37 protein-coding genes are annotated in these 25,549 nt (G+C 48.2%); 32 read left to right on the forward strand and 5 right to left on the reverse strand.

Features of this window, described 5'->3' with window-relative positions; translation table 11 throughout:
- On the reverse strand, nucleotides 1-387 hold a 387-nt coding region (locus F5971_RS16085), incomplete at its 3' end, for an IS110 family transposase (protein WP_193496027.1).
- 408 nt (nucleotides 388-795) lie between these two features.
- Here F5971_RS16085 and F5971_RS16090 point away from each other — a divergent pair.
- The 11 genes from F5971_RS16090 (at nucleotide 796) to F5971_RS16140 (ending at nucleotide 6,806) form a co-directional block, all read left to right on the forward strand.
- Complete coding sequence (locus tag F5971_RS16090) at nucleotides 796-1,047, forward strand: type II toxin-antitoxin system Phd/YefM family antitoxin (protein WP_001250181.1); 252 nt, start codon at nucleotides 796-798, stop codon at nucleotides 1,045-1,047.
- Nucleotides 1,037-1,324, forward strand: a complete 288-nt coding sequence (locus F5971_RS16095; protein ID WP_000221356.1) for a type II toxin-antitoxin system RelE family toxin — start codon at nucleotides 1,037-1,039, stop codon at nucleotides 1,322-1,324. The genes F5971_RS16090 and F5971_RS16095 overlap by 11 nt, the downstream gene beginning before the upstream one ends.
- A gap of 874 nt (nucleotides 1,325-2,198) precedes the next feature.
- Nucleotides 2,199-2,642: a reverse transcriptase domain-containing protein gene (locus F5971_RS18435; protein ID WP_223116349.1), complete on the forward strand. Its 444-nt coding sequence runs from the start codon at nucleotides 2,199-2,201 to the stop codon at nucleotides 2,640-2,642.
- A complete protein-coding gene (locus F5971_RS18845) occupies nucleotides 2,611-2,820 on the forward strand; it encodes a hypothetical protein (RefSeq protein ID WP_223116350.1) in 210 nt (69 codons plus the stop codon). The genes F5971_RS18435 and F5971_RS18845 overlap by 32 nt, the downstream gene beginning before the upstream one ends.
- A 592-nt stretch (nucleotides 2,821-3,412) precedes the next feature.
- A complete protein-coding gene (ltrA, locus tag F5971_RS16110; protein WP_193496031.1) occupies nucleotides 3,413-4,660 on the forward strand; it encodes a group II intron reverse transcriptase/maturase in 1,248 nt (415 codons plus the stop codon).
- A 155-nt stretch (nucleotides 4,661-4,815) separates the two neighbouring features.
- On the forward strand, nucleotides 4,816-5,094 hold the full coding sequence (locus F5971_RS16115; RefSeq protein ID WP_193496123.1) for a type II toxin-antitoxin system RelE/ParE family toxin: 279 nt from the start codon (nucleotides 4,816-4,818) through the stop codon (nucleotides 5,092-5,094).
- Nucleotides 5,094-5,390: a HigA family addiction module antitoxin gene (locus F5971_RS16120; RefSeq protein ID WP_193496034.1), complete on the forward strand. Its 297-nt coding sequence runs from the start codon at nucleotides 5,094-5,096 to the stop codon at nucleotides 5,388-5,390. The genes F5971_RS16115 and F5971_RS16120 overlap by 1 nt, the downstream gene beginning before the upstream one ends.
- A 207-nt stretch (nucleotides 5,391-5,597) precedes the next feature.
- Nucleotides 5,598-5,825, forward strand: a complete 228-nt coding sequence (locus F5971_RS16125) for a transcriptional regulator (protein WP_246187830.1) — start codon at nucleotides 5,598-5,600, stop codon at nucleotides 5,823-5,825.
- Entirely contained in the window at nucleotides 5,818-6,117 is a 300-nt protein-coding gene (locus F5971_RS16130; protein ID WP_193496036.1) for a helix-turn-helix domain-containing protein, read from the forward strand. Before F5971_RS16125 ends, F5971_RS16130 begins: the two co-directional genes overlap by 8 nt.
- A gap of 111 nt (nucleotides 6,118-6,228) precedes the next feature.
- On the forward strand, nucleotides 6,229-6,507 hold the full coding sequence (locus F5971_RS16135) for a type II toxin-antitoxin system RelE/ParE family toxin (protein WP_193496039.1): 279 nt from the start codon (nucleotides 6,229-6,231) through the stop codon (nucleotides 6,505-6,507).
- Nucleotides 6,507-6,806 carry a HigA family addiction module antitoxin gene (locus F5971_RS16140; protein ID WP_193496041.1) on the forward strand — a complete coding sequence of 100 codons (300 nt, stop codon included), beginning with the start codon at nucleotides 6,507-6,509 and terminating at the stop codon, nucleotides 6,804-6,806. Before F5971_RS16135 ends, F5971_RS16140 begins: the two co-directional genes overlap by 1 nt.
- A gap of 66 nt (nucleotides 6,807-6,872) precedes the next feature.
- On the opposite strand, the gene F5971_RS16145 is transcribed toward F5971_RS16140, so the two are convergent.
- The gene (locus F5971_RS16145; RefSeq protein WP_193496043.1) at nucleotides 6,873-7,190 is read right to left on the reverse strand and encodes a CcdB family protein; all 318 of its coding nucleotides are present in this window, start codon (nucleotides 7,188-7,190) and stop codon (nucleotides 6,873-6,875) included.
- Entirely contained in the window at nucleotides 7,190-7,435 is a 246-nt protein-coding gene (locus tag F5971_RS16150; RefSeq protein WP_193496045.1) for a type II toxin-antitoxin system CcdA family antitoxin, read from the reverse strand. The genes F5971_RS16145 and F5971_RS16150 overlap by 1 nt, the downstream gene beginning before the upstream one ends.
- 205 nt (nucleotides 7,436-7,640) lie before the next feature.
- Here F5971_RS16150 and F5971_RS16155 point away from each other — a divergent pair, with 205 nt between their 5' ends.
- From F5971_RS16155 to F5971_RS16225, 15 genes are all read left to right on the forward strand, one after another.
- Nucleotides 7,641-7,904, forward strand: coding sequence for a BrnT family toxin (locus F5971_RS16155; RefSeq protein ID WP_193496048.1), 264 nt, complete (start codon nucleotides 7,641-7,643; stop codon nucleotides 7,902-7,904).
- Complete coding sequence (brnA, locus tag F5971_RS16160; protein ID WP_036508499.1) at nucleotides 7,894-8,133, forward strand: type II toxin-antitoxin system BrnA family antitoxin; 240 nt, start codon at nucleotides 7,894-7,896, stop codon at nucleotides 8,131-8,133. The genes F5971_RS16155 and brnA overlap by 11 nt, the downstream gene beginning before the upstream one ends.
- 107 nt (nucleotides 8,134-8,240) lie before the next feature.
- The gene (locus tag F5971_RS16165) at nucleotides 8,241-8,513 is read left to right on the forward strand and encodes a CopG family ribbon-helix-helix protein (protein ID WP_193496050.1); all 273 of its coding nucleotides are present in this window, start codon (nucleotides 8,241-8,243) and stop codon (nucleotides 8,511-8,513) included.
- Nucleotides 8,510-8,791, forward strand: a complete 282-nt coding sequence (locus F5971_RS16170) for a type II toxin-antitoxin system RelE/ParE family toxin (protein ID WP_193496052.1) — start codon at nucleotides 8,510-8,512, stop codon at nucleotides 8,789-8,791. The genes F5971_RS16165 and F5971_RS16170 overlap by 4 nt, the downstream gene beginning before the upstream one ends.
- A gap of 229 nt (nucleotides 8,792-9,020) precedes the next feature.
- Nucleotides 9,021-9,773, forward strand: coding sequence for a tRNA (cytosine(32)/uridine(32)-2'-O)-methyltransferase TrmJ (gene trmJ, locus F5971_RS16175; RefSeq protein ID WP_036508706.1), 753 nt, complete (start codon nucleotides 9,021-9,023; stop codon nucleotides 9,771-9,773).
- Nucleotides 9,774-9,794: 21 nt separating this feature from the next.
- Nucleotides 9,795-10,592 carry a serine O-acetyltransferase gene (gene cysE, locus F5971_RS16180; RefSeq protein ID WP_193496054.1) on the forward strand — a complete coding sequence of 266 codons (798 nt, stop codon included), beginning with the start codon at nucleotides 9,795-9,797 and terminating at the stop codon, nucleotides 10,590-10,592.
- A gap of 85 nt (nucleotides 10,593-10,677) precedes the next feature.
- Nucleotides 10,678-11,178, forward strand: a complete 501-nt coding sequence (gene iscR, locus F5971_RS16185; protein ID WP_036508505.1) for a Fe-S cluster assembly transcriptional regulator IscR — start codon at nucleotides 10,678-10,680, stop codon at nucleotides 11,176-11,178.
- A 42-nt stretch (nucleotides 11,179-11,220) separates the two neighbouring features.
- Nucleotides 11,221-12,378, forward strand: a complete 1,158-nt coding sequence (locus tag F5971_RS16190) for an IscS subfamily cysteine desulfurase (protein ID WP_051514210.1) — start codon at nucleotides 11,221-11,223, stop codon at nucleotides 12,376-12,378.
- A gap of 35 nt (nucleotides 12,379-12,413) precedes the next feature.
- Nucleotides 12,414-13,850 (forward strand): Fe-S cluster assembly protein SufB, encoded by a 1,437-nt coding sequence (gene sufB / locus F5971_RS16195; protein ID WP_193496056.1) that lies wholly within the window; start codon nucleotides 12,414-12,416, stop codon nucleotides 13,848-13,850.
- A gap of 41 nt (nucleotides 13,851-13,891) precedes the next feature.
- A complete protein-coding gene (gene sufC, locus F5971_RS16200) occupies nucleotides 13,892-14,641 on the forward strand; it encodes a Fe-S cluster assembly ATPase SufC (protein ID WP_193496058.1) in 750 nt (249 codons plus the stop codon).
- 2 nt (nucleotides 14,642-14,643) lie between these two features.
- Nucleotides 14,644-15,954 carry a Fe-S cluster assembly protein SufD gene (gene sufD, locus F5971_RS16205; RefSeq protein ID WP_193496060.1) on the forward strand — a complete coding sequence of 437 codons (1,311 nt, stop codon included), beginning with the start codon at nucleotides 14,644-14,646 and terminating at the stop codon, nucleotides 15,952-15,954.
- Between the two features lie 17 nt (nucleotides 15,955-15,971).
- On the forward strand, nucleotides 15,972-17,192 hold the full coding sequence (locus tag F5971_RS16210) for an aminotransferase class V-fold PLP-dependent enzyme (protein ID WP_036508512.1): 1,221 nt from the start codon (nucleotides 15,972-15,974) through the stop codon (nucleotides 17,190-17,192).
- A gap of 19 nt (nucleotides 17,193-17,211) precedes the next feature.
- Nucleotides 17,212-17,574 (forward strand): HesB/IscA family protein, encoded by a 363-nt coding sequence (locus F5971_RS16215; RefSeq protein ID WP_036508514.1) that lies wholly within the window; start codon nucleotides 17,212-17,214, stop codon nucleotides 17,572-17,574.
- A 14-nt stretch (nucleotides 17,575-17,588) separates the two neighbouring features.
- Entirely contained in the window at nucleotides 17,589-18,110 is a 522-nt protein-coding gene (gene sufT, locus F5971_RS16220) for a putative Fe-S cluster assembly protein SufT (protein ID WP_081763732.1), read from the forward strand.
- 23 nt (nucleotides 18,111-18,133) lie between these two features.
- Nucleotides 18,134-18,559, forward strand: a complete 426-nt coding sequence (locus tag F5971_RS16225; RefSeq protein ID WP_193496062.1) for a SufE family protein — start codon at nucleotides 18,134-18,136, stop codon at nucleotides 18,557-18,559.
- On the opposite strand, the gene F5971_RS16230 is transcribed toward F5971_RS16225, so the two are convergent.
- Complete coding sequence (locus F5971_RS16230) at nucleotides 18,556-18,825, reverse strand: EscU/YscU/HrcU family type III secretion system export apparatus switch protein (protein ID WP_036508521.1); 270 nt, start codon at nucleotides 18,823-18,825, stop codon at nucleotides 18,556-18,558. The two genes, F5971_RS16225 and F5971_RS16230, sit on opposite strands and share 4 nt — an antisense overlap.
- Entirely contained in the window at nucleotides 18,822-20,630 is a 1,809-nt protein-coding gene (gene fliK, locus F5971_RS16235) for a flagellar hook-length control protein FliK (RefSeq protein ID WP_193496065.1), read from the reverse strand. Before fliK ends, F5971_RS16230 begins: the two co-directional genes overlap by 4 nt.
- A gap of 172 nt (nucleotides 20,631-20,802) precedes the next feature.
- Here fliK and ccmA point away from each other — a divergent pair, with 172 nt between their 5' ends.
- From ccmA to F5971_RS16265, 6 genes are read left to right on the forward strand one after another with little or no spacing between them, the layout of a single operon-like run.
- A complete protein-coding gene (gene ccmA, locus F5971_RS16240; RefSeq protein WP_036508529.1) occupies nucleotides 20,803-21,441 on the forward strand; it encodes a cytochrome c biogenesis heme-transporting ATPase CcmA in 639 nt (212 codons plus the stop codon).
- On the forward strand, nucleotides 21,438-22,175 hold the full coding sequence (gene ccmB / locus F5971_RS16245; RefSeq protein ID WP_081763733.1) for a heme exporter protein CcmB: 738 nt from the start codon (nucleotides 21,438-21,440) through the stop codon (nucleotides 22,173-22,175). Before ccmA ends, ccmB begins: the two co-directional genes overlap by 4 nt.
- Nucleotides 22,176-22,183: 8 nt before the next feature.
- Complete coding sequence (locus tag F5971_RS16250; RefSeq protein WP_036508531.1) at nucleotides 22,184-22,945, forward strand: heme ABC transporter permease; 762 nt, start codon at nucleotides 22,184-22,186, stop codon at nucleotides 22,943-22,945.
- Between the two features lies 1 nt (nucleotide 22,946).
- A complete protein-coding gene (ccmD, locus tag F5971_RS16255) occupies nucleotides 22,947-23,129 on the forward strand; it encodes a heme exporter protein CcmD (RefSeq protein ID WP_081763734.1) in 183 nt (60 codons plus the stop codon).
- Entirely contained in the window at nucleotides 23,126-23,587 is a 462-nt protein-coding gene (gene ccmE, locus F5971_RS16260; protein WP_193496068.1) for a cytochrome c maturation protein CcmE, read from the forward strand. The genes ccmD and ccmE overlap by 4 nt, the downstream gene beginning before the upstream one ends.
- A 3-nt stretch (nucleotides 23,588-23,590) precedes the next feature.
- Nucleotides 23,591-25,546, forward strand: coding sequence for a heme lyase CcmF/NrfE family subunit (locus F5971_RS16265; RefSeq protein WP_193496070.1), 1,956 nt, complete (start codon nucleotides 23,591-23,593; stop codon nucleotides 25,544-25,546).
- The last annotated feature ends 3 nt before the right edge of the window (nucleotides 25,547-25,549 follow it).

The raw sequence follows: 25,549 nt of genomic DNA on the forward strand, positions 1-25,549 counted from the left end.
GCGGGCTGCTCTCATGCGTTTGGGATAGACATAGGCGAGCGGGAAGTTTCCACCTCTGATTAATGCTGCAATTTTGTATGAATCTATTCGATCATTTTTGGTTTTACCGCCATGAATAGCTTTCATGTATAAAGCGTGACCAAGAATAAAGTTGATGCCTTGGTCTTCGCAAAAGTCAGCGATCCAATACCAGCAGTGCATGCATTCAACTCCGATGACTAGATCGTCGAGATAAGGTTCGATGAGAGAAAGCAGAGCTTGAGGTTGAGCTGAGATCTCTTTATGTAATAAGGTTTCGCCCTGTTGACTGAGAACACACACATAAAGACTGCGTGCATGCAAATCTATTCCACAATAGTGTTGATGAGTGCTATTGTAAAAGTTCATTGAGTCTTCTCCTTTTTTGGTTTTGTCACCTTTTAGCTTAGTCAATCAGGCTAAGCTGGGGGGAGGGCTCAATGAGTATCAAAGCGCTGCTGACGGACAACTTTTCCGCTGCGCTCGTGTGTCATGACGAAAGGCTAACCCCTTTCTTGCTGTATTAAAGATGAGGGTAGGCCCCTCGGTTCCGGCAACCAGATGCAGGAATCAAACCGCCCTATGCGGCATGTATTAAGAAAGAGGTCTCGAAAGTGATAGATTGGATGATACATCCTAAATTTGGTGCTGACGGGTATTTTTTTGCGCTTTCGTCGGCTCATTAACTAAGCGTTATGCCTCTATTGTAAATCTCTAGCAATCACTTAAATTAAGGTCTAAAATTAGGTCTGATTTTAATGCTTATATGGTGAAGTTATGAGACAGGTATTAGCGAATTGCTCTGCCAGTATTTCAGAGTTAAAGAAAAATCCAACTGCTCTTTTGAACGAGGCTGATGGTTCAGCTATTGCGATCCTTAACCATAACAAACCCGCAGCTTACCTTGTACCGGCTGAAACTTACGAGTATCTGATGGATATGCTTGATGATTATGAGCTTTCCCAAATAGTAGATAGTCGTCGTGGTGATTTGTCGCAAGCTGTGGAAATCAATATTGATGACTTATAAGTTAAAGTTTTTGCCAGCAGCCCAAAAGGAGTGGAGTAAGCTAGCGCCAACGATTCAGAGTCAATTTAAAAAGAAACTCAAAGAAAGGCTAGAAAATCCCCACGTTCCATCATCAAAGTTACGGGGTTATGATTCTGTTTACAAAATCAAACTTCGTACATCAGGTTATCGTTTGGCTTATGAAGTCATCGACAATGAAGTTGTCGTTTATGTACTCGCTGTTGGTAAACGAGATAAAGATGCTGTTTATAAGAAGCTGGCTTCACGCTTCAGCTAGCGGCATTACAAACGCTTCAAGAGGGGCAGCCAACGCGTGGCATTTTTACTATGCGTTGGTTTTTGTGATTACGGAGTTATGCGGAAGCTTGGTAGTAGCGTTGTCTGCCCCCTTAAGCGGGCGTTAGTGCGTCAAGCAAAGCTTGATGCATCTTGCAGGGTGTAAGTCCCTGTCGGGTAAGGTTTAACTCACCACCCGTATCGAGTGTTGCGCCTATGGCGGAGTCTGATTTTTTTTATAGGCGAACAAGATAGGTGAAGCGTACACAGAGAATTAGTTAGGCCATAGGGGATGCGTGTCCCTGAAGAGCTGGTATCGCTTCGATAAGCACAATCTGACTGACGAGGTTTGTAACGCCACCGAAGTCCATGCAAAGCAGCCGTTAAAGTGAGGCTGTGGCGAGTCAGCGGAGTTATCAAGCCGTGGCATGACTAAAGAGATGTATCAGGAACTTGAGAGAGCCAGAAGTGTTCCATAGGGATACGGTAGGGACGCTAAGCCACAAGCAAGGCCAACGATGACCTTCTGGCAGTCAGACCCGCTCATAGTAGTCTGAGACGGTAAAACCGATCACATGGCGAAGGGGCTGGAAGTTATATTCTGCGTTTAGCAGACACATAGGCCGGACAATGTAGGGCTGGAATCACTATGACAACCGAACTAAACGCAATCACATTTAAAGCACAGCACAACCCCAAACACAGGTTTCAGAACTTATATGGAATGCTAAGCGAAGATTGCCTGTATCAAAGCTGGGGTCAGCTTAATAAGCAAGCAGCGGCTGGGATCGACGGCATTACTATGCCAGAGTACCAGTAGCAACTTGTGTCCAACATTAGCCGGTTAAGTGATGCATTAAAGCGTAAACGTTATTGTGGAGGCAGATATTAAAGGCTTCTTCAATAATTTAGACCACGGCTGGTTGATGAAAATGCTGAAGCAGCGTGTTGACGATAAAGCGTTACTGGGAGTGATTAGCCAGTGGCTAAAAGCACGAATAAAATCACCAGAAGGACAGTCTGAATGTCCTCAAACCGGCACGCCGCAAGGTGGCATCATCAGTCCTGTTTTGGCAAATATTTACCTGCACTACGCGTTAGATCTATGGTTTGAAAAGAAAGTAAAACCCAAGATGCGTGGCAGGGCAATGTTAATTCGCTATGCTGATGATTTTGCTTGTGCCTTTCAATGTGCGAATGATGCAGAGCGCTTCTATAAGGTGCTGCCAAAGCGGCTGAAGAAATTCAACTTTAAATCGTTGGCTTCCTCAGCTGCGACGCAAATTGATGGGGTACCGCAATTACTTTGGTTTGCCTGATAATAGTCGTTGTTTGGATAAGCTGTACAGTCATGTGCTGCATAGTTTATACAAATGGCTCAATAGACGAAGTGGAAGGCGAAGTTATAACTGGAGTCAGTTTAAGCAGATGTTAGTGTATTATGGTATTGAGCGACAAAGGGTGAGTAAGCGCATTATTCACGTTGATTGGTATTAAGTGCGTGATTTACACGCGTGAATATATAACTGAAGAGCCGGATGCGGTAGTTCCGCACGTCCGGATCTGGTGTGCCATGAGTGTCTTCGGACACGTAGCTGTATGAGAGATGGAGGTAGGCCCTCTGAAGCCGGCTTGCAGAAGCAGGCTTCAAACCACTGTAAGCTGCGCCGGTAAAGAGCCGGGGTGGTGAGCGTTACAGAAAAGGCACAGCTAAATGTGTCAGGTAGGAAATGAGAAGGCGAGCGAGAGCGAACCACTGATGAAGTGTCGAAAACGTGAAACTGGCATCAAAAATGGGGATTCAGATCTGCCCCGTGATAAGTACAGGGGGAGTCTGCTTACTGCCTGTGCGGTGTCCGGCATGAAGGTGGCGCGAGCTCATTTCAGGCTCTTGTATGGAACATGGGAACCTGTCGTCTCAATGTTAAGGGAGAAGCTCAAGTGGAGACCCCACAAGAGTCAGAGTACCGATGTGAGTCACAGGGGCGGACCGGTCCGTAGTAGCGTTGAAACCGCTGTAATGGCGGTGGAGCAAAGGGGCCGGGTCATTCAGCGATATAGATCGGTCAACCGGTAACGGGAGGAATTGATGGATATTGCAAAGCCTTTCGAGATTTCCAAGCGGGTAGTGTATGACGCCTACTTGCAGGTGAAGTCGAACAAAGGTGCAGAGGGTATCGACAGGCAGTCAATACAGGACTTTGAACGGGACCTGCGAAATAACCTGTACAAGCTATGGAATCGATTGTCGTCTGGGAGCTATTTTCCGCCGGCCGTTCTGGAGGTTTCAATCCCCAAAAGCAACGGTGGTACGCGACGGTTAGGAATCCCAACCGTTGCGGATCGCATCGCGCAGATAGTAGTAAAACAGTACCTGGAACCTCTGGTGGAACCATATTTTCATCCCGATTCGTATGGTTACCGCCCGAGGAAATCAGCGCTGGATGCTATCGGTGTAGCGCGGAAACGTTGCTGGCGATATGACTGGGTTGTGGATCTCGATATCAAAGGGTTCTTCGACAATCTGGATCATAAGTTGGTGATGCGTGCGGTAGAGAAACACACGAACTGCCACTGGATTTTGCTCTATGTGGAACGGTGGCTAAAAGCCCCTATGCAAACACAGGATGGCAAAATCGAAGCGCGCTGCAAAGGTTCGCCACAGGGAGGTGTTATCAGTCCTTTGTTAGCGAATATGCTCATGCACTATGTGTTTGATGATTGGATGAGGCAAGAGTATTCAGGCATACCGTTTGAGCGGTATGCCGATGATGCCGTGGTGCACTGTAAGACGGAAAAGCAGGCGCTCTTCATCCGAGATAAGATTGACCAACGGCTGAAACGCTGTAAGCTGGAACTGCATCCGGAAAAGACGCGAATCGTATACTGCAAAGATGAGCTTAGAAGCTCAGCTTATCAGCATACGAGTTTCGACTTTCTGGGTTACACTTTTCGTCCAAGGACGAATCGGACGCGGTTCGGGAAGCTGTTTGTTAGCTTCTCTCCGGCCATCAGTGACAAGGCTAAGAAGTCGATACGTAGATGTATTAGACAATGGAAGATCCACCTGTGGAGTGGTACGACGCTGATCTCGATTGCGCAGGAAATAAATAGCGTAGTCCGAGGTTGGATACAGTACTATGGACGGTTTATGCGCTCGGAAGTGAGAGGTGCTGTTCAGAATATAGATGCCTACCTGATACGTTGGGCCATGGGCAAATACAAGCGCTTACGTGGCCGTAAGCGCCGTGCTTCTGTCTGGCTGGAAAGGATCAGAAAAGAGTGGGCTAGTCTATTTGTTCACTGGTCAGCAGGCTTCTCTCGATGGGCTGGATGATGGGAGCCGGATGAATCGAGAGGTTCACGTCCGGTTCTGAGAGCGGCCAAGGGGGAGGTTTCCTTGGCCGACTCACCTGTGGGGGCGGCTCAGTAATGGGTCGTTCTACCACGATTGCAGCTTGACAATGTTGCGCATTGCGCTACACTCAATCCATGATTAGAGCTTTTAAGCTCAAAGGACTGAAGCTTTACTTCGAAACAGGAGGTACGCGAGGCATTAAGGTAAAACATGCGACCAGATTGCGTATGCAATTAACCGCCTTGAATACTGCGATGGAAGTTTCAGATCTCTACATTCCAGGATACAAACTGCATCCGCTAAAAGGTGATCGCAAGGGTATTTGGTCAATAACGGTCAGTGGCAATTGGCGTTTGACCTTTGATTTTCGTGATGGTCATGTGTATCTGCTAGATTATGAGGATTATCACTGATGTCTATAATGTTTAATCCAGTCCATCCTGGAGAATTTATTTTGGCAACCTACATAGAACCTTTTGGTTTGAGTTGTCGATATCTTGCGGAAAAATTGGATGTATCTCCATCTACACTCAATCGAATCTTGAGGTGTCAAAGTGGCATAAGCCCAGAAATGGCCCTTCGTCTATCTAAAGCATTGGGTAGAAGCCCAGAAAGTTGGCTGGCTATGCAGGATGCTTATGATTTATGGCATGCTGGTAAAAAGTTAAGTTTAGATAAGGTGCAAAAGGTTGAGCTTAATGCTGCATAACAAGTCGCGGCAGTTCGTGCCTGCGGCACCGGACACTCACTTCGTTCGTGCCGCTGTGCTCGGGCGTTAACCCTTCCTCTCACGGCCTTGCGAATATACGTCAGTGACGTATAATGACGTTATGTTTACTATCATCGAAACTCCTACATTCGAAGCGGATGCCAAAAAATATGGACTGAGGAAGAGCGAAATGCGTTCTTCGCTTGGTTGGCGGCTAATCCTGATATTGGCGACCCGATTCCTGGCGGTGGTGGATGTAGAAAGGTTCGTTGGTCCGTGGCGGGATCAGGGAAACGCGGTGGAGTGCGAGTCATCTACTTCACCAAGTTAGCTAACGGTGAGATCTGGTTATTGGTGATCTATAAAAAAGCCGTTAAGGAAAATATACCCGCGCATATCCTGAAAGCAGTTCGTGAGGTGCTGGAAAATGAATAACGAGATCTTGAGTGCAGAGGAGCTTGGCAACAAGTTGCTTCAATCAGTTAAAGAAATGAAAGCTGGCAAAGCGGCTAGAACCTGTCGTGTTGTGCCTAATGAGGTTGCAGAGGCGCGGAGCAAGACTGGGCTAACACAGGTTGAGTTTGCTGAGGTACTGCATATTTCGCCACGCACCTTGCAGGAATGGGAGCAAGGCCGCCGTAAGCCTTCTGGACCTGCAAAAGCGCTTATCGAGATTGCTTTCCGCCATCCTGAGGTTATTAGGGAAGACCTTGCGCTTAGGGGTTAATAAACAATTGCAGTGGAACAAATTTGCTGCGCAAAATTCGTCCTCTGCATTGGGCGTTAAGCTCAAAAATCAGCACTTGCCATGTGTAACCTTGTGGGTTACGATTGATCCATGATTATAAGCTTCATACACAAAGGCCTTGAGAAGTTCTACAAGTCCGGTAAAACCTCTGGGGTTCAGGCGAAACACGCCAAGCGTTTAAGGCTTATTCTTACAAACCTTGATCAAGCCGAAACACCAGAAGATATGGATTTGCCGGGTCTTCGTTTGCATGAATTAAAAGGAAGCCGTAAAGGCATATGGTCTGTGTCAGTAAGCGGAAATTGGCGGATCACTTTTCGATTCACCGGCAAAGACGCCGAAATAGTTAATTATGAGGATTATCACTAATGAGTATGCACAATCCGGCTCATCCGGGTGAAATTCTTAAAGAGTTAGTAATTGAACCGACGGGTGTAACAATTACTGATGTCTCAGAGCATCTAAATATAAGCCGTAAAACTTTATCTAAAGTATTAAATGGTAGAGGTTCTATTACTCCTGAAATGGCGGTACGGCTTGAGCTGGCTTTTAAGAAACCCACCGCTGATCATTGGCTTAGGCTTCAGAATGCTTATGACCTTTGGGTTGCCCGACAAAATCAGTCTTTGCTGCAAGTTCGTCCATATGATTTTGCAGCGCAAGCTTAACAAAGCCATTTAATTCGCTCCCTTCGGTCACCGGACGCTCGTTCCTTGTGCCGTTTATGGCGGGCGTTATATGCCAGAGATTACAAAATCGACTGCCGCACTAATGTCAGCGCGTTGTGAGGTCAGGTCATAGGCCAGAACACCAAGCTGTTTGCGATCTACACCTGCAATGTCTTGTGTCATTGCTGTGAAGCTCTCACCATCAAGAATGAATGTGGGATTGAGCCTCGATAGGCTTATGTGTGCAGCCATTTTTGAAGGTGTAAGCGGAATGACAATGGTTGTTCTCAGTTCACTTAATAAACCAGTTTGTATATCCAGCAGGTAAGGGTATTGGGTGCGAGTAGCTGGGTTGGGGTTCTTATATGCGCAAAATTGACTCATCAGAACTTCCTGACACTGTCGCTGAACGTGCCGTTGGTTTCGACAAATTGGTTGTATGCTTGAATAGCATCGGCGTTCTCGCGTAGCCATTGAGCGCGCTGTTCAGTCCTTAATTGATCAGCCAGGGCACGCTCCAAAGTTGCAGATAGATTGATATTGAGACCTTTGGCTTTTTCAAGTAAATCACTGTTTATACTGACATTAGTGGGTTTCTTGGGGGCTTGGGTATTGTATGCGTAATTCATGGCTGTTGCTCCGCATGTGTGATGTGCATAGTATATGCGCATACTTATTGTTGGGCAAGGCATATAACAATCCGCAGCAATCGCTCCCGTTGGTCGCTGGGACAGCCAAAACGCTGCGCTTATTTGGCCGCCCTTGTGAGGGGCGTTAGCAGTCAATCATATCCACTTCCTTGCTAAATGAGTAAAAAAGGAATAATTTATACTCATGAACACGTTTGAATTTGATGGTGAAAAAAGTCAAGCGAACCTCCATAAGCATGGAATTGATTTCCTTGATGCACGGGCCTTGTGGCAAGATCAAGATTTACTAGAGATTCAAGCTAAGTCAGATGATGAACCTCATTACCTTGTCATTGGTCTTATAGGTGATAAGCACTGGTCTGCCGTGATCACATACCGAGGTGAAAAAATACGAATTATTTCGGTAAGACGTTCACGCAAGAGTGAGGTAGAGTTGTATGAAAGCTAATGAATTTGATTCAAAATTTGATGAGAGTGTAGAAGACATCATTGGCGATCTTGATGTAACAACTGCACGCCGAGTAAATCATGAAGTAAAGCGCATTAATGTTGATTTTCCTGCATGGGTAGTTGAATCGCTTGATCGTGAAGCTGCTCGAATAGGAGTCACTCGCCAATCCATTATTAAAGTTTGGCTAGTAGAGCGTTTGCGTGCTGAAGCTGCTAACAGCCGCTGAAAAGTGACACCGCGAGCGTTGCACTTTAGCGGAGCGTTAAATTTTTTGCCTACCCTTGTAGACTATGCTGTAATACATTGTAGTCAGCAAATTCGAGGGTCATAGTCATGAGCGTCACCACAGTTCGCCTTCAAGCAGAAGTTGAACAGCATCTGGAAGCGATCGCCAGCAGGCTGCACCGTAGCAAAGGCTGGGTAATCAACCAGGCATTGTCGGAATACATAGAAAGGCAGCAGCTTGAGCAAGAGCGGTGGAAACAAACATTAGAGGCAATGGAGTCTGCTGCCCAAGGCAAGGTTGTTGATGCCAGCGAGGTCCATAGTTGGCTTAATAGCTGGGTGGCCGAAAACGAGCAAGATGCGCCGAGGTCAGGTAAGTGAAGCTGGTTTACACGGACGAAGCCATTGATGATTTAAAATGCCTCAGGGAGTTCATTGCGGTGCACAGCCCGTCGGCGGCAGCCAGGATTGCCACCGAACTGGTTGGCAAAATCGAATTACTTCCAGAATTCCCCAAAATGGGCACACCAGTTGAAATGGCACCGGTGCCTGACTCTGTTCGAGATATGGTTTTCGGAAAATACGTCGTTCGATATTCAGTTCATGCCAGTGCTATCATTATTCTCCGAGTGTGGCATGGCCTTGAGGGTGAACGATAGCAATTTAACCAAACGCGGACTCGGACTCGGACGCCCTTGTCTCCGCTTCGCTGCATCAAGGTTGCCGGTGCGCTCTGTGTTAAGCTTAAAAATCAGCACTTGTCATATGTAGCCTTATGGGTTGCGATTGATCCCGTTGCGCCTGGATATCTATTTATCCTGTACCTCTGCACTTCCTCAAGCGTTATCTGTTACCATATTGGCCTCATTTTTTTATGAAATTGCACAGATGCTTGATCAAATACGTATAATTCTCGTGAATACGACGCATCCCGGTAATATTGGGGCGGTTGCCAGAGCCATGAAAAATATGGGGCTGGCGGATCTTTGTTTGGTTGCACCTAAACGTTTTCCAGATCCTGAGGCCGATGCCCGTGCGTCGGGGGCGACCGATATTTTAGCGGCGGCGACACTCGTGGATACCTTAGAGGATGCCATTGCGGATTGCCATCTCGTGGTGGGCACTAGTGCGCGTGGGCGTCATATCCCTTGGCCGATCATGAACCCAAGAGAACTTGCGGGTGTTGTCGGAAAGGTGGCTCCTGATACGCGCGTCGCGATTGTCTTTGGTCGCGAAGATCGTGGCCTGACCAATGAAGAGCTTCATCGCTGTCATCATCATGTGCAAATTCCTACGAACCCCGATTTTAGTTCGTTGAACGTGGCCGCTGCTGTGCAAGTGATTGCGTATGAGCTGCGCATGTTGCAGGAGTCGTTAGACGAGCCGTCTGCACCTAAGTGGGGAACGCAGTGGGATATCGAGTTGGCACAAGCAAAAGAGCTGGAGCTTTTGTTTGAACACTTAGAGAAAACCTTGGTGGAGATCGAGTTCTTAGATCCCGAAAATCCACGTCAGTTGATGACCCGTATGCGCAGGCTTTTTTTAAGAGCCGTGCCGGATAAGGTTGAGGTCAACGTTTTGCGCGGTATTTTAAGAAGCGTGGACGAAAAAGTGGGCGCGGATCATCCCAAAAAAGGCTAACGTCTAAAAAAGGTTATTTGTGTGTTTGCATCCATAAAAGAAGACATTGCGTCTGTTTTTCACCGAGACCCTGCCGCACGTAGTACCTTCGAGGTGGTGACAACCTATCCGGGCTTGCATGCGGTCTGGTGGCATCGTTTGGCACATGGGCTTTGGCGTCGGGGCTTTAAGTGGCTGGCGCGAATGATTTCCAATTTTGCCCGCTGGACAACGGGTATCGAGATTCACCCCGGTGCGCAAATCGGTCGCCGCTTTTTTATTGATCATGGCATGGGTGTCGTTATTGGCGAAACCGCCATCGTAGGTGACGATGTCACGCTTTACCACGGTGTTACCCTAGGGGGCACAACTTGGAATAAGGGGCAGCGCCATCCAACCCTTGAAAGTGGTGTGGTGTGTGGTGCTGGGGCGAAGATTCTCGGGCCGATCACAATTGGCCAAGGGGCGCGTGTCGGGTCGAATGCCGTGGTGACCAAACACGTACCGGCTGGTGCTACTGTTGTCGGTATTCCAGCGCGGATTGTTAAGCGGGGCCAAGAGTCGGCTCAATGCGAAGACGTGCGCCGAAAAATGGCCAATCAAATGGGCTTTGATGCCTACGCCGTTACCGAAGAAGTGTCAGACCCTGTTGCGCATGCTATTCAGTGTCTTTTAGATCATATGCAGGCGATGGATAAGAAAGTTGAATCCATGGGGCAGGTGTTGTGTGAATTGCGTCCTGAGTACTGCAATGAGGAGTTACCTGAGCTGAAAGGCGAAGATTTTGAGGGGGCGGTTGAAGACGAAAGCGCCTTATCGACTCGCGAATCTAATTCTTGATCAAATTAGTAGGTTAAATAGTTGACTGCTTTTGTAGGTTTTAGCATAATCCCTCTTACTTAATTGGGTGAATGTGAGGTGAATGATGCGACTTACAACGAAAGGCCGGTATGCGGTGACTGCCATGTTGGACTTGGCACTGCACGAAGGAAAAGGACCAATCAGTCTTGCCGATATTTCTGAGCGCCAAGGAATTTCTTTGTCGTATCTTGAGCAACTTTTTGCACGTTTGCGTCGCAATGAGTTGGTTTCAAGCGTCAGAGGCCCAGGCGGTGGTTATCAACTCAAACGCCCACAGAACAAAATTAATGTTGCTGAAGTTGTGGATGCTGTCAATGAGACGGTCGATGCCACGGGTTGCCGGAGTAAAGGCGATTGTCAGGCCGGTGAAGTCTGTTTGACCCATCATTTATGGTGTGATTTGAGCGATCAAATACACAGCTTTTTGGCAGGTATTACCCTGGCCGATCTGGTTCAGCGTCAAGATGTTCAGCAGGTTGCTTCGCGTCAAGATTTACGCAAATTAGATCAAGTGATCGTCAGTTCGCGTGAAAGTGAGTTTGAAAGGGTGGCGAGCAGGCACTAAGGCCTGTGTTGCCAGTGGTATTTTTTAACAAGTGTGAAAATAATGATGCGTCCTGTTTATCTCGACTATGCCGCCTCAACCCCAGTGGATCCGAGAGTGGCCGAAAAAATGATGGCCTGCCTGACAATGGATGGAAACTTTGCGAATCCTGCGTCACGGTCTCATATTTACGGTTGGAGAGCGGAAGAGGCCGTTGAGCAAGCGCGTCAACAGGTTGCTGAATTATTGAACACGGATCCACGCTCGATTGTGTGGACATCCGGTGCAACAGAATCGAACAATCTTGCGATTAAAGGGGCTGCGCATCAAAGTGCGCGTAAAGGCAAACACCTGATTACGTCGCGAATTGAGCACAAAGCGGTGATTGATACCCTTCGTCATCTTGAGGATGAGGGGTATGAAGTCACATGGTTGACGCCTGATGCGCAGGGCCTAATTCATGTCCAGCAAGTCAGTGATGCGTTACGCGATGACACAATTTTAGTGTCGCTGATGCATGTGAACAACGAGATAGGCACCGTCACCGATATTGCGGCGATAGGGGATCTTTGTCGAGAGCATCGTGTGTTGTTTCATGTGGATGCCGCGCAAAGTGTCGGCAAGCTGCCTATTGATTTGAGTGAGTTGAACGTTGATTTAATGTCGATCTCAGCCCACAAGATATACGGCCCAAAAGGAATCGGTGCGCTCTATGTTCGCCAGCAACCCAAAGTGCGTATAGAAGCGCAAATACACGGGGGCGGACATGAGCGAGGGATGCGTTCGGGCACCCTACCGACCCATCAAATCGTCGGAATGGGTGAGGCATTAAAGCTCGCACAGGAATTGATGCTTGAAGAGTCGACGAGAATTGCCCGTCATCGTCAAACCTTTTGGGAAGGGATTAAAGATTTACCTAGTGTACAATTGAACGGATCCTTCTCGCGGCGGATTGCAGGCAATTTGAATCTGGCCGTTGCAGGGGTTGAGGGTGAAGTCTTGTTGATGGCCTTAAAAGATCTCGCCATCTCAACAGGATCGGCATGCACCTCAGCCAGCGTAGAACCCAGTTATGTTTTAAAAGCCATCGGCGTCCCTGATGCACTGGCGCATGCGTCAGTGCGTATCAGTTTTGGGCGCTTCACCACAGAAGATGAAGTCGAGTTTGCCATTAAGCATTTCCGTCAGGTTGTCACTCGATTGACAAACACTGACGCCTAACCCGGCGCGGATGTGCAAGCAGAGGTAGTAGAGTTATGTCTGAACAGGTCGAAAGTTTAATTAGGAAAGAGTACTCAGCCGGTTTTCACACCAATATCGAGTCTGAGACTTTGCCTCCAGGGTTGAATGAGGACGTAATTCGTTTCATTTCAGCTAAAAAAAATGAGCCTCAGTGGATGCTCGACTGGCGTCTTAAAGCGTTCAAAATTTGGCAAGGAATGGAAGAGCCTGAGTGGGCGCACGTCAAATATCCGAAGATCGATTTTCAGTCGATTTCGTATTTCTCAGCGCCCAAGAGTCTTGCGGACCGTCCAAAAAGCCTGGATGAAGTCGATCCTGACCTTATTGAAACCTACAATAAGCTTGGTATTCCGCTGCATGAGCAAGAGATGTTGGCCGGTGTAGCGGTTGATGCTGTTTTCGACTCTGTTTCTGTGGTGACAACGTTCAGAGGCAAGCTGGAAGAGGCCGGTGTTATTTTTTGCCCGATCAGCGAAGCTGTGCACAAATACCCCGAGTTGATTAAAAAATACATTGGTTCAGTCGTTCCTCAACGCGATAACTATTATTCTGCGTTGAATTCAGCCGTGTTCTCCGATGGTTCCTTCGTGTACATCCCCAAAGGTGTGCGTTGTCCGATGGAGCTTTCCACCTATTTCAGAATTAATGAAATGAACACTGGGCAGTTTGAGCGTACCTTGATTATTGCCGATGAAGGCTCACACGTGAGCTACTTGGAAGGCTGTACTGCGCCACAACGTGACGAGAATCAGCTGCACGCAGCTGTTGTTGAGTTGGTTGCGCTGGACAATGCCGAGATTAAATATTCAACAGTGCAAAACTGGTACCCCGGCGATGAACAAGGCAAGGGCGGGATTTATAACTTTGTAACCAAACGTGGAATCTGCCATACCCGCGCCAAGATTTCGTGGACGCAGGTTGAAACTGGATCGGCTGTGACCTGGAAGTACCCGAGCTGCATCCTAAAGGGCGATCACAGTATTGGTGAGTTTTATTCGGTTGCTTTGACGAATAATTACCAGCAGGCCGATACCGGAACCAAAATGATCCACTTGGGTAAGCACACCAAGTCGACCATTATTTCCAAGGGTATTTCGGCGGGTAAAAGTCAAAATGCCTATCGTGGTTTAGTGCGCATGGGGCCAACGGCGGAAGGTGCGCGTAATTATACACAATGCGATTCTTTGCTGATTGGTGACCGTTGTGGCGCACATACCTTTCCTTACATAGAAAGTGCACACCCTTCTGCTGTTGTTGAGCATGAAGCAACCACGTCTAAAGTCAGTGATGATCAGCTGTTCTTATGCCAACAGCGCGGTTTAGATGCCGAAAAAGCCGTTTCCATGATTGTGAATGGTTTTTGCCGAGAAGTGTTTAAACAGCTGCCAATGGAATTCGCTGTGGAAGCGGGCAAGTTGTTAGAAGTCAGTCTCGAAGGGTCAGTAGGCTAAGCCGTACTGAGCAACCGATTTAAATGTTTGTGAGTGATACGATGTTAAAAATTAATGACTTGTGTGCAAAAGTAGAAGACAAAGAAATTCTTCGCCAGCTAAATCTTGAAGTAAAGCCAGGTGAAATTCATGCCATCATGGGACCCAATGGTGCGGGTAAGAGTACCCTGGGCAATGTGTTGTCTGGACGTCCAGGCTATGAAGCCACAGCAGGTCATGTTGAATTTAAAGGTCAGGATCTTTTAGACATGGATCCTGAAATTAGAGCCAGAGAAGGATTGTTTTTGGCGTTTCAGTATCCCGTTGAAATACCCGGCGTCAGCAATATGGAGTTGCTGAAAGCCTCTGTTGATGCGCGTCGTGCACATGCAGGTCTTGAAGAATACTCTGCAATTGAGTTCATGAAAATGGCACGCGAAGCCTGTAAAACCGTTAATCTGGATCAGAGCTTTTTAAAGCGTGGTGTGAATGAGGGGTTCTCAGGCGGAGAAAAGAAACGCAACGAAATCATGCAGATGATGCTGCTTGAACCGTCGCTTTGCATCTTGGATGAAACAGACTCGGGTCTGGATATCGATGCGTTGCAAGTGGTTGCAAGCGGTGTAAACGCCATGCGCTCAGCCGATCGCAGTTTTATTGTTGTCACTCACTATCAGCGTTTGCTGGATTACATCGTACCGGATTATGTTCACGTACTGGCGAATGGTCGTATCGTTAAGTCCGGTGATAAGTCATTGGCACTTGAGCTAGAAGCGAAGGGATATAGCTGGTTAGAAAATGAGGCTGTTTGACGATGAGTGAATTTCAATCACATGCGCTGGTATTGGCGCAACAGTCTACAGGGCTTCCTTGGCTTAACGAGGCGAAACAGGCGTGTGCCGATCAATGGCAAACTGAAAAATGGCCAACACGCAAAACCGAAGCTTGGCGTTACACTTCGTTGCAGTCCTTGGAGTCGACGCTTTGGACTTTGCCATCGGATGCAGCATTAGATGCGCTGCCCGATGAATTAATGGCGCTAGATGCAATTCGCGTAGTGTTTGTGAATGGGCACTTCTCCAGTCAGTTTTCGTCAGAATTGCCAGCAAGCTTAACCTTGTTTAGCCAAGCGTCAGACGCTGAACAACAGGCGATTTTAGCCAAGTTTAATCAAGTGGCTAAGGTTGAAAAGCACCTGTTTTCTCAACTTAACACAGCGGCGTTGGGAGAAGGGGTCTTTTTAAACCTTCGTGCCAATCAGCGCTTGGAAAAGCCAGTGTATGTGGTGCATATACACACGGGGTCTGGTGCGTCTGACTATGTGGGCTCGCGCCTGTTGCTCTCACTGGAAACCAGTGCCGAGGCCGTTGTCATCGAGCATTTTGTGACGTTGAGCGATGCCAGCCCCATGTTTAATGCGGTGACCGAAGTCGATTTAGGTGAAAACGCCAAACTTAAACATTATCGAATCAGCATGGAAAGTGAGCAAGCCTTGCATTTGGGCAGTGTTCATGCCGCCTTGCATGCCAATTCCCAGCTGACGGGCTTTACCTTGGCAACCGGGAGTCGTTTGAAGCGCATCGATTACCATGTTCGACATCTGGGGTCGGGTGCGGATCTTGATTTGCAGGGTATTTATTTACCTAAGTATAACCAACGCGTCGATTACCATACCAATGTTGAGCACTGTGTTCCGCATTGCACGACCAATGAAGTGTTTAGAGGGGTGATTTCGGATACGGCGAAAGCGGTCTTTAACGGACGTATTCATATTCATCAGGACGCTCAAAAAACACTAGCGGAGATGAGTAATCGTAACCTTTTGACGTCAAATCGCGCAGAAATAAACACTAAGCCTGAATTGGAAATTTACGCCGATGATGTGAAGTGTGCGCACGGTGCGACCATCAGTCAATTGAACGATGAGTCCTTATTTTACTTAGTCAGCCGTGGTATTTCTGAGGCGGAAGCGAGAGTCATGCTCAGTTTTGGTTTTGTCAACGAGCTGGTTGAAAACATTGCCATAGATGAAATTAAAGAGTGGTTGCGCCCACGCATGGCGAAAGCGTTTGGCCAGAGTGATGACGTTGTGCGTCATTTGATCCACGATGAATCGATCGATTAGCGAAAGGTGGTGATTGAGTGAGTTTGGATATCGATAAAATAAGGGCAGATTTTCCAGCGTTGCATCAGACGGTGAATGGGCGTCCCCTTGTCTACTTAGACAACGGTGCGACAACACATAAGCCGCAAGCGATGATTGATGCATTGGTGAATTTTTATTCATTGGATAACAGCAACGTCCACCGAGGTGCACATGCGTTGAGTGATCGGGCGACCGAGAAGTTTGAAGCGGCGCGCCAAACCCTTGCTGAATTCATTAATGCGCCTGAAAGTCGATCGGTTATTTGGACTCGCGGAAGCACCGAAAGCATTAACCTTGTCGCGTACAGTTGGGGGCGTCAAAACCTGTCAAAAGGCGATAGGGTCTTAGTTTCCATGCTTGAACATCACTCCAACATCGTGCCGTGGCAATTGGTTGCGCAAGAGGTTGGAGCCGAGGTGGTGCCTATTCCGATTACGGACGAAGGCATTATTGACTTGCAAGCCTATGAAGCCTTGCTCGATGATCGAGTGAAAATGGTCGCATTTGCCCATGTCTCGAATGCTTTGGGTGTCATCCATCCCGTTCAAAAAATGGTGGAGATGGCGCATCGCGTGGGTGCGAAGGTGTTGGTTGACGGTGCTCAAGGCGCTGGGCACTTCCTTGCCGATGTGCAGCAATTGGGCTGCGACTTTTATACCTTCTCAGGTCATAAGCTTTTCGGCCCAACGGGCATAGGTGCTTTGTATGGCAAGGCAGAGCTGTTAGAGGCGATGCCACCCTGGTTGGGCGGTGGAGAAATGATTGAGAGTGTCAGCTTTGCAGGGACAACCTTTAACAAGCTGCCGTTTAAGTTTGAAGCGGGCACGCCGAATATCGCGGACGCGATTGCCTTGGCGGCCTCAATCCACTACCTCAATGGCTTAGACAAGCAAGCACTCATCGATCATGAAGCTCAACTTCTGGCCTACGCAGAAGAAAAGGCAAAGGCCTTTGAGGGAATGCGTGTTTTGGGCGTGTCTCACGAAAAAGTCTGCGTGCTAAGTTTTGTTTTAGACGGTGTCCACTCAGCGGATCTCGGTATGTTGCTGGACCAGCAGGGTATTGCCGTCAGGACGGGTAACCATTGTGCACAGCCAGCAATGGAAGCCTTAGGTGTTGATGGCAGTGTTAGAGCCAGCTTTAGTTTTTACAATACGCTTTCTGAAGTGGATCGTTTATTTGAAGCCTTAGAAAAAGCCCGTGAGTTTTTGATTTAAACAGCAAAGGAGACGTTTCATGTCCGTGGAATCATTTGATCCGCAAACTCAGACGGTAACGGTTTTACCTGCTGCTTTGAGTCATTTTCGTAAGCAGCTTGCCAGTAAGCCTGAAGCCCAAGCCGTTCGCCTCAGCGTAAAGCCCAGCGGATGCTCAGGCTATATGTATGTTTTGGACTTTGTGTCTGAGTCTTTAACGGATGATGTTGACCTGATGGTGGCTGATGACATTCGTTTATTGGTTGATAAAGCCAGTTTGCCGATTGTGGCGGGGACCCAAATCGACTTTGTTCGAGAGGGAATCAACCGTCAAATTAAGTTTATTAATCCCAATGCCACCAGTGAGTGTGGTTGTGGCGAAAGCTTTACAGTGAGTGACTGAGAATGGAAAGACGCATGGTTGTCACGGTGGCTGATTGCCCCGCCCGAATCGTTCCAGCAGGGACTCCTGTGGTTATTCCGAAGGATACATTTGTGACCATTACCCAGTCGTTGGGGGGGAATTACACCCTGACCTGGAGCGGCCAAATGGTTCGGGTAGACGGTACGGATGCTCAGATGCTGGGTTTAAAGCCAGAAAAACTTGAGTTTCCGGCCCCCGAGAATGATCAAATTCAAGAAGAGCAAGTGTGGGATGCTTTAAAAACCATCTACGATCCAGAGATTCCAGTCGATTTGGTTAATCTTGGCTTGATTTACAGTGTGGCACTTGATCAACAGAGTAAGCGAGTGGATATTCAAATGACCCTTACGGCGCCTGGCTGTGGTATGGGGCCAGTGTTGGTGGGTGATGTTGAGTATCGCGTGGCAAAGGTTCCGAATGTAGAGTCGGTTAAAGTGGAGTTGGTCTTTGATCCACCTTGGCAACGCGATATGATGAGTGAAGAAGCGCAGCTTGCGACGGGCATGTTCTACTAAGCATTTCATTGAAGGAAAACTGTATGAAGCAATTCGGCATCGACATCAGCGCCGATGAGGTTATCGACACCCTCTCATTTTTTGACAGTTGGGAGGATCGATACCGCTATATTATTGATTTAGGCAAAGAGCTGCCTTCGATGTCAGAGTCGCTTCAAACCGAAGCTAATCAGGTCAAAGGCTGTCAGAGTCTGGTTTGGTTAGCTGAGCATAAAGAGCAAGGTAAGCTGATCTTTGAAGCCGACAGTAACTCACATATCGTGCGCGGCTTATTGGCTGTGGTCTTAGCGGCGTACAATGGTAAGACGCCAAGTGAAATTTTGTCATTTGATATTGATGCTTACTTTGATGCTTTAAATTTGATCCGGCACCTGAGTCCGAGCCGTGGGAATGGGTTGCGCTCAATGGTAAAACGTATTCAAGATACGGCGGCGGCTCAAGCGGCTTAAGACGTGTTTTTTAAATTGTACGCAAAGGCAATCACTTCGGCGATTGCCTTGTATAAGGCTTCCGGTATTTCCTCTCCCAGTTCTAAACGTATGAGTACTTCGATTAACTCGGGGCTCTCATGGATATGGATATTGTTCTCTTTTGCCAAGGCAAGTATTTGCTCGGCAATCAGCCCCTTTCCTTTTGCAACTATGGTGGGTGCGGCCCCTTTTTCCTGATCGTACTTGAGTGCAACCGCTTTTTTATTGATGTCTATTTCCGTCATGTGTGCAGATCCACCAATCGCTTTTGTAAAAGAGGAGCAACTGGATTGTGTGCTTTTCCTAAACGAACATGCATGGGCTCGACCGTAAAACCTTGTCGTCTTAAGTCGGTTTCAAAATCACTTAAGCGACGTTGAATTCGTTGTAGTGTATCTGACTGCTCAGCCCAAAAGCGCGCACTTAAAGACATGTCTTCTCGCAGCATTAAATCAGCGTCGACAGCGCCCGCTTCCTCTAGATTAAAATGCAAATGAACACTCCAGAGGGTAACAAACTCACCCTGTTCGTCGCGACGACGATGCTCCGTGATTCGTAGCTCGGCATTGTCCAGTTTGTCCTGTTGTTGAATCGGTAAGTCCAATCGGTAATGACGTTCTTGCCCACCATCTGGCAGCTCACGCCATTGTTGCAAGCTGCTAATCTGTTGCGAGGTTGAGCGAGACAGCAATGCGTTTACAAGTTGGGTCAGTTGTTCACGAACCTGCGAGGGTAGCTGTTCTGATAGTTTGAGCAGTTGCCCGAGCTGTTGCTTTAAATCGACAGGCTGATTTTGCCCCGATGTTTGGCTAAGGCGTCCCTCTGTCAATAACCCACCTTGCTGCAGGTTTCGTGCGATGGTTTCACCGGCTTCAGGGCTGCCAGGCTTCACACTGAATAAACTGAGCATGGAATGAATGAGCTGATTTAACGCGGAGTTTTGCTTAACCGAGGTGCGGTCCGTCAGCTGCATGAGTTGGTTTAGACCATCGGCCAGTGGCAGTTGAGTAGGCAGCACTTCTCGTAAGGCTTGATTCATGACGGCTTGAGTCTGTGCCTGTTGAGCGATAGGCAGCGCGGGTTGTGGCATTTGAATCGTAATGCGGCCATTGTCTGTGACCGTTGCTGTGATTTGTTGGCCTGCTTGCATCGGGCGTGGTGCGATGAGATCAAGCGCCATACCCGCGATAGCCACACGCACGGAAAAGCCTTGTGGCCGTGGTAAAGACGTTGAGGGTTGTAAAGCCGCAGGCAGTGGACGATTGTTTGCGGGCTCCGTGGTGCCAGTGTTGGAGGTTGCCGCTGGTGGACGATTTGAGGTCTCGGAGGGTATGGGCGTCGAGGCCAGTGGAGCTGGATTTGTAGTTGTCGGTGTAGCAGTAGCAGGTGTAGGTGGTGCTGTGTTGATAGGCGCTGGATTTGCAGGTGCAGCAGGAGCCGGATTTGCTGGCGCTGTCGTTGCCGGGGAGGCTGTCGCAACGTTAGTCAGTGTAGCGTTTGCTGGGGTCGTATTCGTAGTACTTGCTGGGACCGTATTCGCTGTATTTGTAGGTGTCGTGATCTGAGGTGCAGTGGGGCGAATGGCGGTGTCTTGTGGTGACGACAAAATCACACCCGGTAGTGGTGTGTTTAAGGGTAGTGTCGCGACTTTGGGTAACGAGCTTGTACTGATGTTAAGAATAAACGTGGGTAAGTTCGTTTTGGCCTGAGCGGCCGCCTCGCGTCCACTGGCTTGGGCCGCAGCTTCGGGCATTGGACGTGCCGTTGCACTGCTGTTGGCAAGTTGTAATTGCAAATTGCCTTGAGCGTCTCGGCTAAGCGTGACTTGACTACCTTGCGGCAAAGGTCTTGATGTAATCAGCTCGATTAGACGTCCAGCAAGTTCGGCCTGAATTCGATAGCTTGAAATCTGGGTTGGATGCTGAGTCACACTCGTGACTGTCGCAGGTAAGCTTTTACCTGCGGGTAGCAATTGATTCAGGTCCCGTTCGCGAGGTGTTGAGCCCTCAGTCAGGAGTCGCATCGACTGTATGTTTAGGTTTGCTAACACTTAAAACCTCGTAATGCAACGTAGGAAGGGTATTTTAAAGCCCTAAGTAGCGCTGACTCTTGAACGCCTAAAGTTTATAATATGCTGATATAGCTATGTCGGCCAAGATTGTAATTTATTAAGTATGTTGATCATCCATCCTGTTTGATCTGTTCAGTGTAAGGGTCAGTGAGTGTCTGAGCCACTATTGATTGTCAAAAATTTATTTTGTGAGCGCGATGATCGCGTTTTATTTGATCAACTCTCTTTCGATGTCTCTGCGGGTGATGTCGTTCAAATAGAAGGCCAAAACGGCAGTGGTAAAACAACCTTGCTCAGAATACTGGGTGCTTTAAGTCGACACTACGAAGGCGACATCTATTGGAAAGGCACGTCCATCCATGATGATTCGCTCACGTATCGCAACGACTTATTGTATTTAGGGCACCAGCCCGGCGTGAAAGCCGTCTTAACCCCAGAAGAAAATCTTCGTTGGTTTATGGCTTTGCATCCAAGTCTTGATGTTGGACAAATACGCCATGCCTTAACTGAGGTAGGATTGCGTGGGTTTGAAGATGTGCCTTGCCATATGTTGTCGGCGGGACAGAATCGCCGAGTTGGCTTAGCGCGCTTGTATTTGAGCCAAGCGCTCTTGTGGATATTGGATGAGCCCTTTACGGCGATAGATAAGCAGGGCGTCGCCGCACAAGAGGCGCTGTTACTTGCGCATGCTGAGCGGGGGGGAGCGGTTATTTTGACGACCCACCATGAGCTTAACTTGGGGCAGTTCGTGCGCAGAGTCAATTTAGATAAGCAAGTGGGAACTAAATGAGTGCTTTCCAGACTAAAAAGCTGCCTGAGCTTAAGCCGGGTTTTGAAACTGAAGCCTTTAGTCCCGGTAAAATCTTGCTGGCGACATTAAAGCGTGACGTTAAACTGGCCTTTAGGCGACAAAGTGATTGGGTGAATCCACTCATCTTTTTTTTGATGGTGGCTTCGTTATTCCCTCTGGGGGTAAGCCCTGAGCCAAAATTGCTATCTACGATTGCCCCCGGTGTTGTCTGGGTTGCGGCATTGTTATCGACCTTACTGTCCATGGACAGTTTATTTCGGTCGGATTTTGAGGATGGATCACTCGAGCAAATTCTGGTCAGTCCACAGCCTTTGTATTTTGTGGTGTTGGGCAAGGTTCTGTCGCATTGGATGATGACAGGTTTACCGCTCACTCTCATGGCTCCTTTATTAGGTGTTATGTTGTTTTTGCCGTTTGAAGGAATGGGCGGATTGGTTTTGAGTCTTTTGATAGGAACACCGACCTTAAGTTTGGTCGGTGGTATAGGTGCAGCATTAACCGTTGGTTTGCGTAAGGGTGGGGTCTTGGTGTCATTGTTGGTGATCCCCTTATACATCCCGGTGTTAATTTTTGGCACTGCCGCAATTGAGGCTTCACTGACAGGCTTGCCTGTTGCAGGGCATTTAGCTTTGTTAGGCGCGATGCTGGTGCTGGGGTTAACCTTAGCACCCTTAGCCATCGCGGCTGCATTAAGAATTTCAGTAAGTGGGTAGATAGCGATATGGCAGGAAAAAACTGGATGCCGCGTTGGTTTTACCAACTGGCCTCACCGCGTTGGTGTTATCAAATTACGGGACGTTTGTTGCCCGGATTTGCAATAGCGGCTGTGCTCTTGTTGATGATCGGAACGGTATGGGGCTTAGCATTTGCTCCACCAGACTATCAGCAAGGCAATAGTTTTCGCATCATTTATCTTCATGTGCCAACCGCCTATATGGCGCAGTCCATTTACTTGACAATGGCTATTGCTGGGGCGATTGGCTTGATTTGGAAGATGAAAGTGGCGGACATGGTCGCGAAGTCCTGTGCTCCCATCGGCGCGGCCCTAGCCGTATTGGCCTTGGCGACTGGCGCAATCTGGGGAAAGCCCACTTGGGGATCTTGGTGGGTGTGGGATGCACGTCTGACCTCTATGTTAATACTGCTTTTTTTATATTTAGGTGTGATTGCACTGAACTCTGCGATTGAAAGTGAGTCTACTGCAGCACAATCAACCGCTGTATTAGCCTTAGTGGGCTTGGTCAATATTCCAATCATTAAGTATTCTGTTGATTGGTGGAACACTCTGCATCAACCCGCCACGTTCAAAGTGACGGAAAAACCAGCAATGCCACCGGAAATGTGGATTCCATTGTTAATCATGGTGATAGGGTTTTATTGCTTCTTTGCCGTTGTGCTGATGCTGCGCTTACGCAATGAGATATTGCGTCGTGAGCGGCGGACAAGCTGGGTTCGAGAATTATTGCTGCAAATGCGAGGTTAACGTGAGTTTCGACAGCTTTTCAGAGTTTTTAGCCATGGGTGGTCATGGCCTTTACGTATGGAGCAGTTATGCATTGGGTCTAGCCGTAATGCTGGGCTGTGTACTGAGTCCGATATTGACACGGAAACGTCTGATCACTGAGCAACAGCGTCGTCTACGCAGAGAGGAGGAAACGTCATCATGAATGCACAACGCAAACAGCGATTGACACTCGTACTAGTGATTGTTCTTGGCGCAAGTGTTGCGGTAGGTTTGACTGCGTATGCGCTAAGTCAGAACATCAATTTGTTTTATTCTCCCAGTGAAATTTACATGGGCGAAGCCCCTAAAGACACGCGGATTCGTGCAGGTGGCATGGTGGTTGAAGGCAGCATTCGCCGTGATCCAACGAGCTTGCGTGTTGAGTTTGATATCACGGATTATGCGCATGCTACCACTGTTGAGTACACCGGAATTTTGCCAGATCTGTTCCGTGAGGGACAAGGCATAGTGGCTCAAGGAATGCTGGCGGCGGACGGTCGTTTAATTGCGTCCGAAGTGCTTGCTAAACATGATGAAAACTACATGCCGCCCGAAGTTGCTGAAGCCTTAGCCCGGGCCGGTAAAATGCCTCCCATGCCAGAAGCCGCAAAAGGTTATTAAAACATGATTCCAGAGTTAGGTACGTTTTCGACCATCCTTGCCTTGTGCTTGGCCGTCATTTTATCTGTTGTGCCTATGGTGGGTGCGTATACGGGCAATAAATTATGGGTTGATTATGCACGTCCATTGAGTAAAGGGGTGTTCTTTTTCTTGAGCATCGCAATGGTGTGTTTAGCCTATGCCTTTTTAACCAATGACTTCTCAGTGGTGTACGTGGCCAATGGCTCCAACACCGCTTTGCCTTGGTATTTCAAAATCAGCGCTATTTGGGGAGGGCATGAAGGTTCACTTTTGCTCTGGGTCTGGATCCAAGCCGTATGGACGTTGGCGGTTGCTGTGAAAAGCCGCAATTTGCCGTTGGATATAATTGGTCGTGTTTTATCCGTGATGGGTATGATTACGGCGGCATTTCTGTTGTTTATCCTGTTTACATCGAGTCCCTTTGAACGATTTTTACCGGGCTACCCAATGGAAGGGGCCGACCTGAATCCACTGTTACAGGACTTCGGGTTGATTGTGCATCCACCCACACTCTACATGGGGTATGTTGGCCTGTCGGTTGCCTTTTCATTTGCTATTGCTGCGTTATTAAGCGGTCGTTTGGATGCCGCTTGGGCGCGCTGGTCACGTCCTTGGACAAACGTGGCGTGGGCCTTTCTAAGCTTGGGGATAGGTTTGGGAAGCTGGTGGGCCTATTACGAGTTAGGCTGGGGCGGCTGGTGGTTCTGGGACCCCGTTGAGAATGCCTCGCTCATGCCTTGGCTGGTTGCCACGGCCCTGATTCACAGTCTGGCGGTTACAGAAAAGCGAGGTGTGTTTAAAAGCTGGACAGTGCTATTGGCGATTTCTGCTTTCTGTTTGAGCCTGTTGGGGACTTTCTTGGTCAGATCCGGCGTCTTGACGTCCGTGCATGCCTTTGCAACCGATCCTGAGCGGGGCTTGTTTATCTTGGGGATGCTTATTTTTGTCATCGGCGGGTCGTTGCTGCTCTATGCCATTCGAGCTGGATCGGTGAAAAGTGAATCCACGTTCTCGCTGTCCTCAAGAGAATCTTTGTTATTGGTCAATAACATATTGCTAACTGTGTCCTGCGCTATGGTATTGATTGGCACCTTATATCCATTGGTTATGGATGCCTTGAATCTCGGTAAAATTTCGGTCGGTCCTCCGTACTTTAATGCGTTGTTTGTACCGATTATGTCCTTAATGATTGTCTTTATGGGCATCGCAGCGGTTAGTCGCTGGAAGAATACCGAGCCAAGTTATTTGGTCAAGCAACTCTGGTTGCCAGCCGTGCTTGCAATTCTAGCGGGCGTCATCAGCAGTTATGCCTACAGTGGTATTTTGGAGTTCTGGGTAACCCTAGGCTTAACCCTAGCCTATTGGATTGTCTTCAGTTGGATGCGTGACTACTGGAATCGCGCACGCAACCGAGACAGCCTGTGGGCCGCCGTGACCAAACAATCCCGCAGTTATTACGGCATGTTACTTGCCCATCTTGGCGTGGCCGTACTGGTTGTTGGGGTGGCGATGGTGTCTATCTTTGTTGAGCATCGCGATGCGCGCATGGTGGCGGGTGATCAACTGGAGTTTAGGGACTACACCTTTATTTTTGATGGTGTGCGTAAAGTTGAAGGGCCTAATTACACCTCGGATATGGGTCGTATTCGCGTTTTATATAAGGGTGAGCCTTACCGCATCATGTATCCAGAAAAGCGCATATACACAGCACGTGGAATGTCGATGACGGAAGTGGCGTTGGATCCAGGTTTGTTTAGAGACTTGTACATTGCCATGGGTGAAGAGCTCGACAATGGTGCTTGGGCCATTCGGTTACAGTATAAGCCCTTTGTGCGTTGGCTATGGTTGGGTGCTTTGTTGATGACGGCCGGTGGTATTTTGTCCGCCAGTGATAAGCGTTACCGTCGACAAAACAATCGTGCAGTGGCCGCGGCTTAGGAG

Origin of the sequence: Nitrincola alkalisediminis (assembly GCF_009821115.1) — a bacterium.
GTDB classification, from domain to species: domain Bacteria; phylum Pseudomonadota; class Gammaproteobacteria; order Pseudomonadales; family Balneatricaceae; genus Nitrincola; species Nitrincola alkalisediminis.

What these genes read in the sequence shown, in the direction of transcription:
- F5971_RS16090 (WP_001250181.1), top strand. Translation starts at nt 796, where the DNA reads ATGAGACAGGTATTAGCGAATTGCTCTGCCAGTATTTCAGAGTTAAAG.
- F5971_RS16095 (WP_000221356.1), top strand. Translation starts at nt 1,037, where the DNA reads ATGACTTATAAGTTAAAGTTTTTGCCAGCAGCCCAAAAGGAGTGGAGT.
- F5971_RS18845 (WP_223116350.1), top strand. Translation starts at nt 2,611, where the DNA reads ATGGGGTACCGCAATTACTTTGGTTTGCCTGATAATAGTCGTTGTTTG.
- ltrA (WP_193496031.1), top strand. Translation starts at nt 3,413, where the DNA reads ATGGATATTGCAAAGCCTTTCGAGATTTCCAAGCGGGTAGTGTATGAC.
- F5971_RS16115 (WP_193496123.1), top strand. Translation starts at nt 4,816, where the DNA reads ATGATTAGAGCTTTTAAGCTCAAAGGACTGAAGCTTTACTTCGAAACA.
- F5971_RS16120 (WP_193496034.1), top strand. Translation starts at nt 5,094, where the DNA reads ATGTCTATAATGTTTAATCCAGTCCATCCTGGAGAATTTATTTTGGCA.
- F5971_RS16130 (WP_193496036.1), top strand. Translation starts at nt 5,818, where the DNA reads ATGAATAACGAGATCTTGAGTGCAGAGGAGCTTGGCAACAAGTTGCTT.
- F5971_RS16135 (WP_193496039.1), top strand. Translation starts at nt 6,229, where the DNA reads ATGATTATAAGCTTCATACACAAAGGCCTTGAGAAGTTCTACAAGTCC.
- F5971_RS16140 (WP_193496041.1), top strand. Translation starts at nt 6,507, where the DNA reads ATGAGTATGCACAATCCGGCTCATCCGGGTGAAATTCTTAAAGAGTTA.
- F5971_RS16145 (WP_193496043.1), bottom strand. Translation starts at nt 7,190, where the DNA reads ATGAGTCAATTTTGCGCATATAAGAACCCCAACCCAGCTACTCGCACC.
- F5971_RS16150 (WP_193496045.1), bottom strand. Translation starts at nt 7,435, where the DNA reads ATGAATTACGCATACAATACCCAAGCCCCCAAGAAACCCACTAATGTC.
- F5971_RS16155 (WP_193496048.1), top strand. Translation starts at nt 7,641, where the DNA reads ATGAACACGTTTGAATTTGATGGTGAAAAAAGTCAAGCGAACCTCCAT.
- brnA (WP_036508499.1), top strand. Translation starts at nt 7,894, where the DNA reads ATGAAAGCTAATGAATTTGATTCAAAATTTGATGAGAGTGTAGAAGAC.
- F5971_RS16165 (WP_193496050.1), top strand. Translation starts at nt 8,241, where the DNA reads ATGAGCGTCACCACAGTTCGCCTTCAAGCAGAAGTTGAACAGCATCTG.
- trmJ (WP_036508706.1), top strand. Translation starts at nt 9,021, where the DNA reads ATGCTTGATCAAATACGTATAATTCTCGTGAATACGACGCATCCCGGT.
- iscR (WP_036508505.1), top strand. Translation starts at nt 10,678, where the DNA reads ATGCGACTTACAACGAAAGGCCGGTATGCGGTGACTGCCATGTTGGAC.
- F5971_RS16190 (WP_051514210.1), top strand. Translation starts at nt 11,221, where the DNA reads ATGATGCGTCCTGTTTATCTCGACTATGCCGCCTCAACCCCAGTGGAT.
- sufB (WP_193496056.1), top strand. Translation starts at nt 12,414, where the DNA reads ATGTCTGAACAGGTCGAAAGTTTAATTAGGAAAGAGTACTCAGCCGGT.
- sufC (WP_193496058.1), top strand. Translation starts at nt 13,892, where the DNA reads ATGTTAAAAATTAATGACTTGTGTGCAAAAGTAGAAGACAAAGAAATT.
- sufD (WP_193496060.1), top strand. Translation starts at nt 14,644, where the DNA reads ATGAGTGAATTTCAATCACATGCGCTGGTATTGGCGCAACAGTCTACA.
- F5971_RS16215 (WP_036508514.1), top strand. Translation starts at nt 17,212, where the DNA reads ATGTCCGTGGAATCATTTGATCCGCAAACTCAGACGGTAACGGTTTTA.
- sufT (WP_081763732.1), top strand. Translation starts at nt 17,589, where the DNA reads ATGGTTGTCACGGTGGCTGATTGCCCCGCCCGAATCGTTCCAGCAGGG.
- F5971_RS16225 (WP_193496062.1), top strand. Translation starts at nt 18,134, where the DNA reads ATGAAGCAATTCGGCATCGACATCAGCGCCGATGAGGTTATCGACACC.
- F5971_RS16230 (WP_036508521.1), bottom strand. Translation starts at nt 18,825, where the DNA reads ATGACGGAAATAGACATCAATAAAAAAGCGGTTGCACTCAAGTACGAT.
- ccmB (WP_081763733.1), top strand. Translation starts at nt 21,438, where the DNA reads ATGAGTGCTTTCCAGACTAAAAAGCTGCCTGAGCTTAAGCCGGGTTTT.
- F5971_RS16250 (WP_036508531.1), top strand. Translation starts at nt 22,184, where the DNA reads ATGGCAGGAAAAAACTGGATGCCGCGTTGGTTTTACCAACTGGCCTCA.
- ccmE (WP_193496068.1), top strand. Translation starts at nt 23,126, where the DNA reads ATGAATGCACAACGCAAACAGCGATTGACACTCGTACTAGTGATTGTT.
- F5971_RS16265 (WP_193496070.1), top strand. Translation starts at nt 23,591, where the DNA reads ATGATTCCAGAGTTAGGTACGTTTTCGACCATCCTTGCCTTGTGCTTG.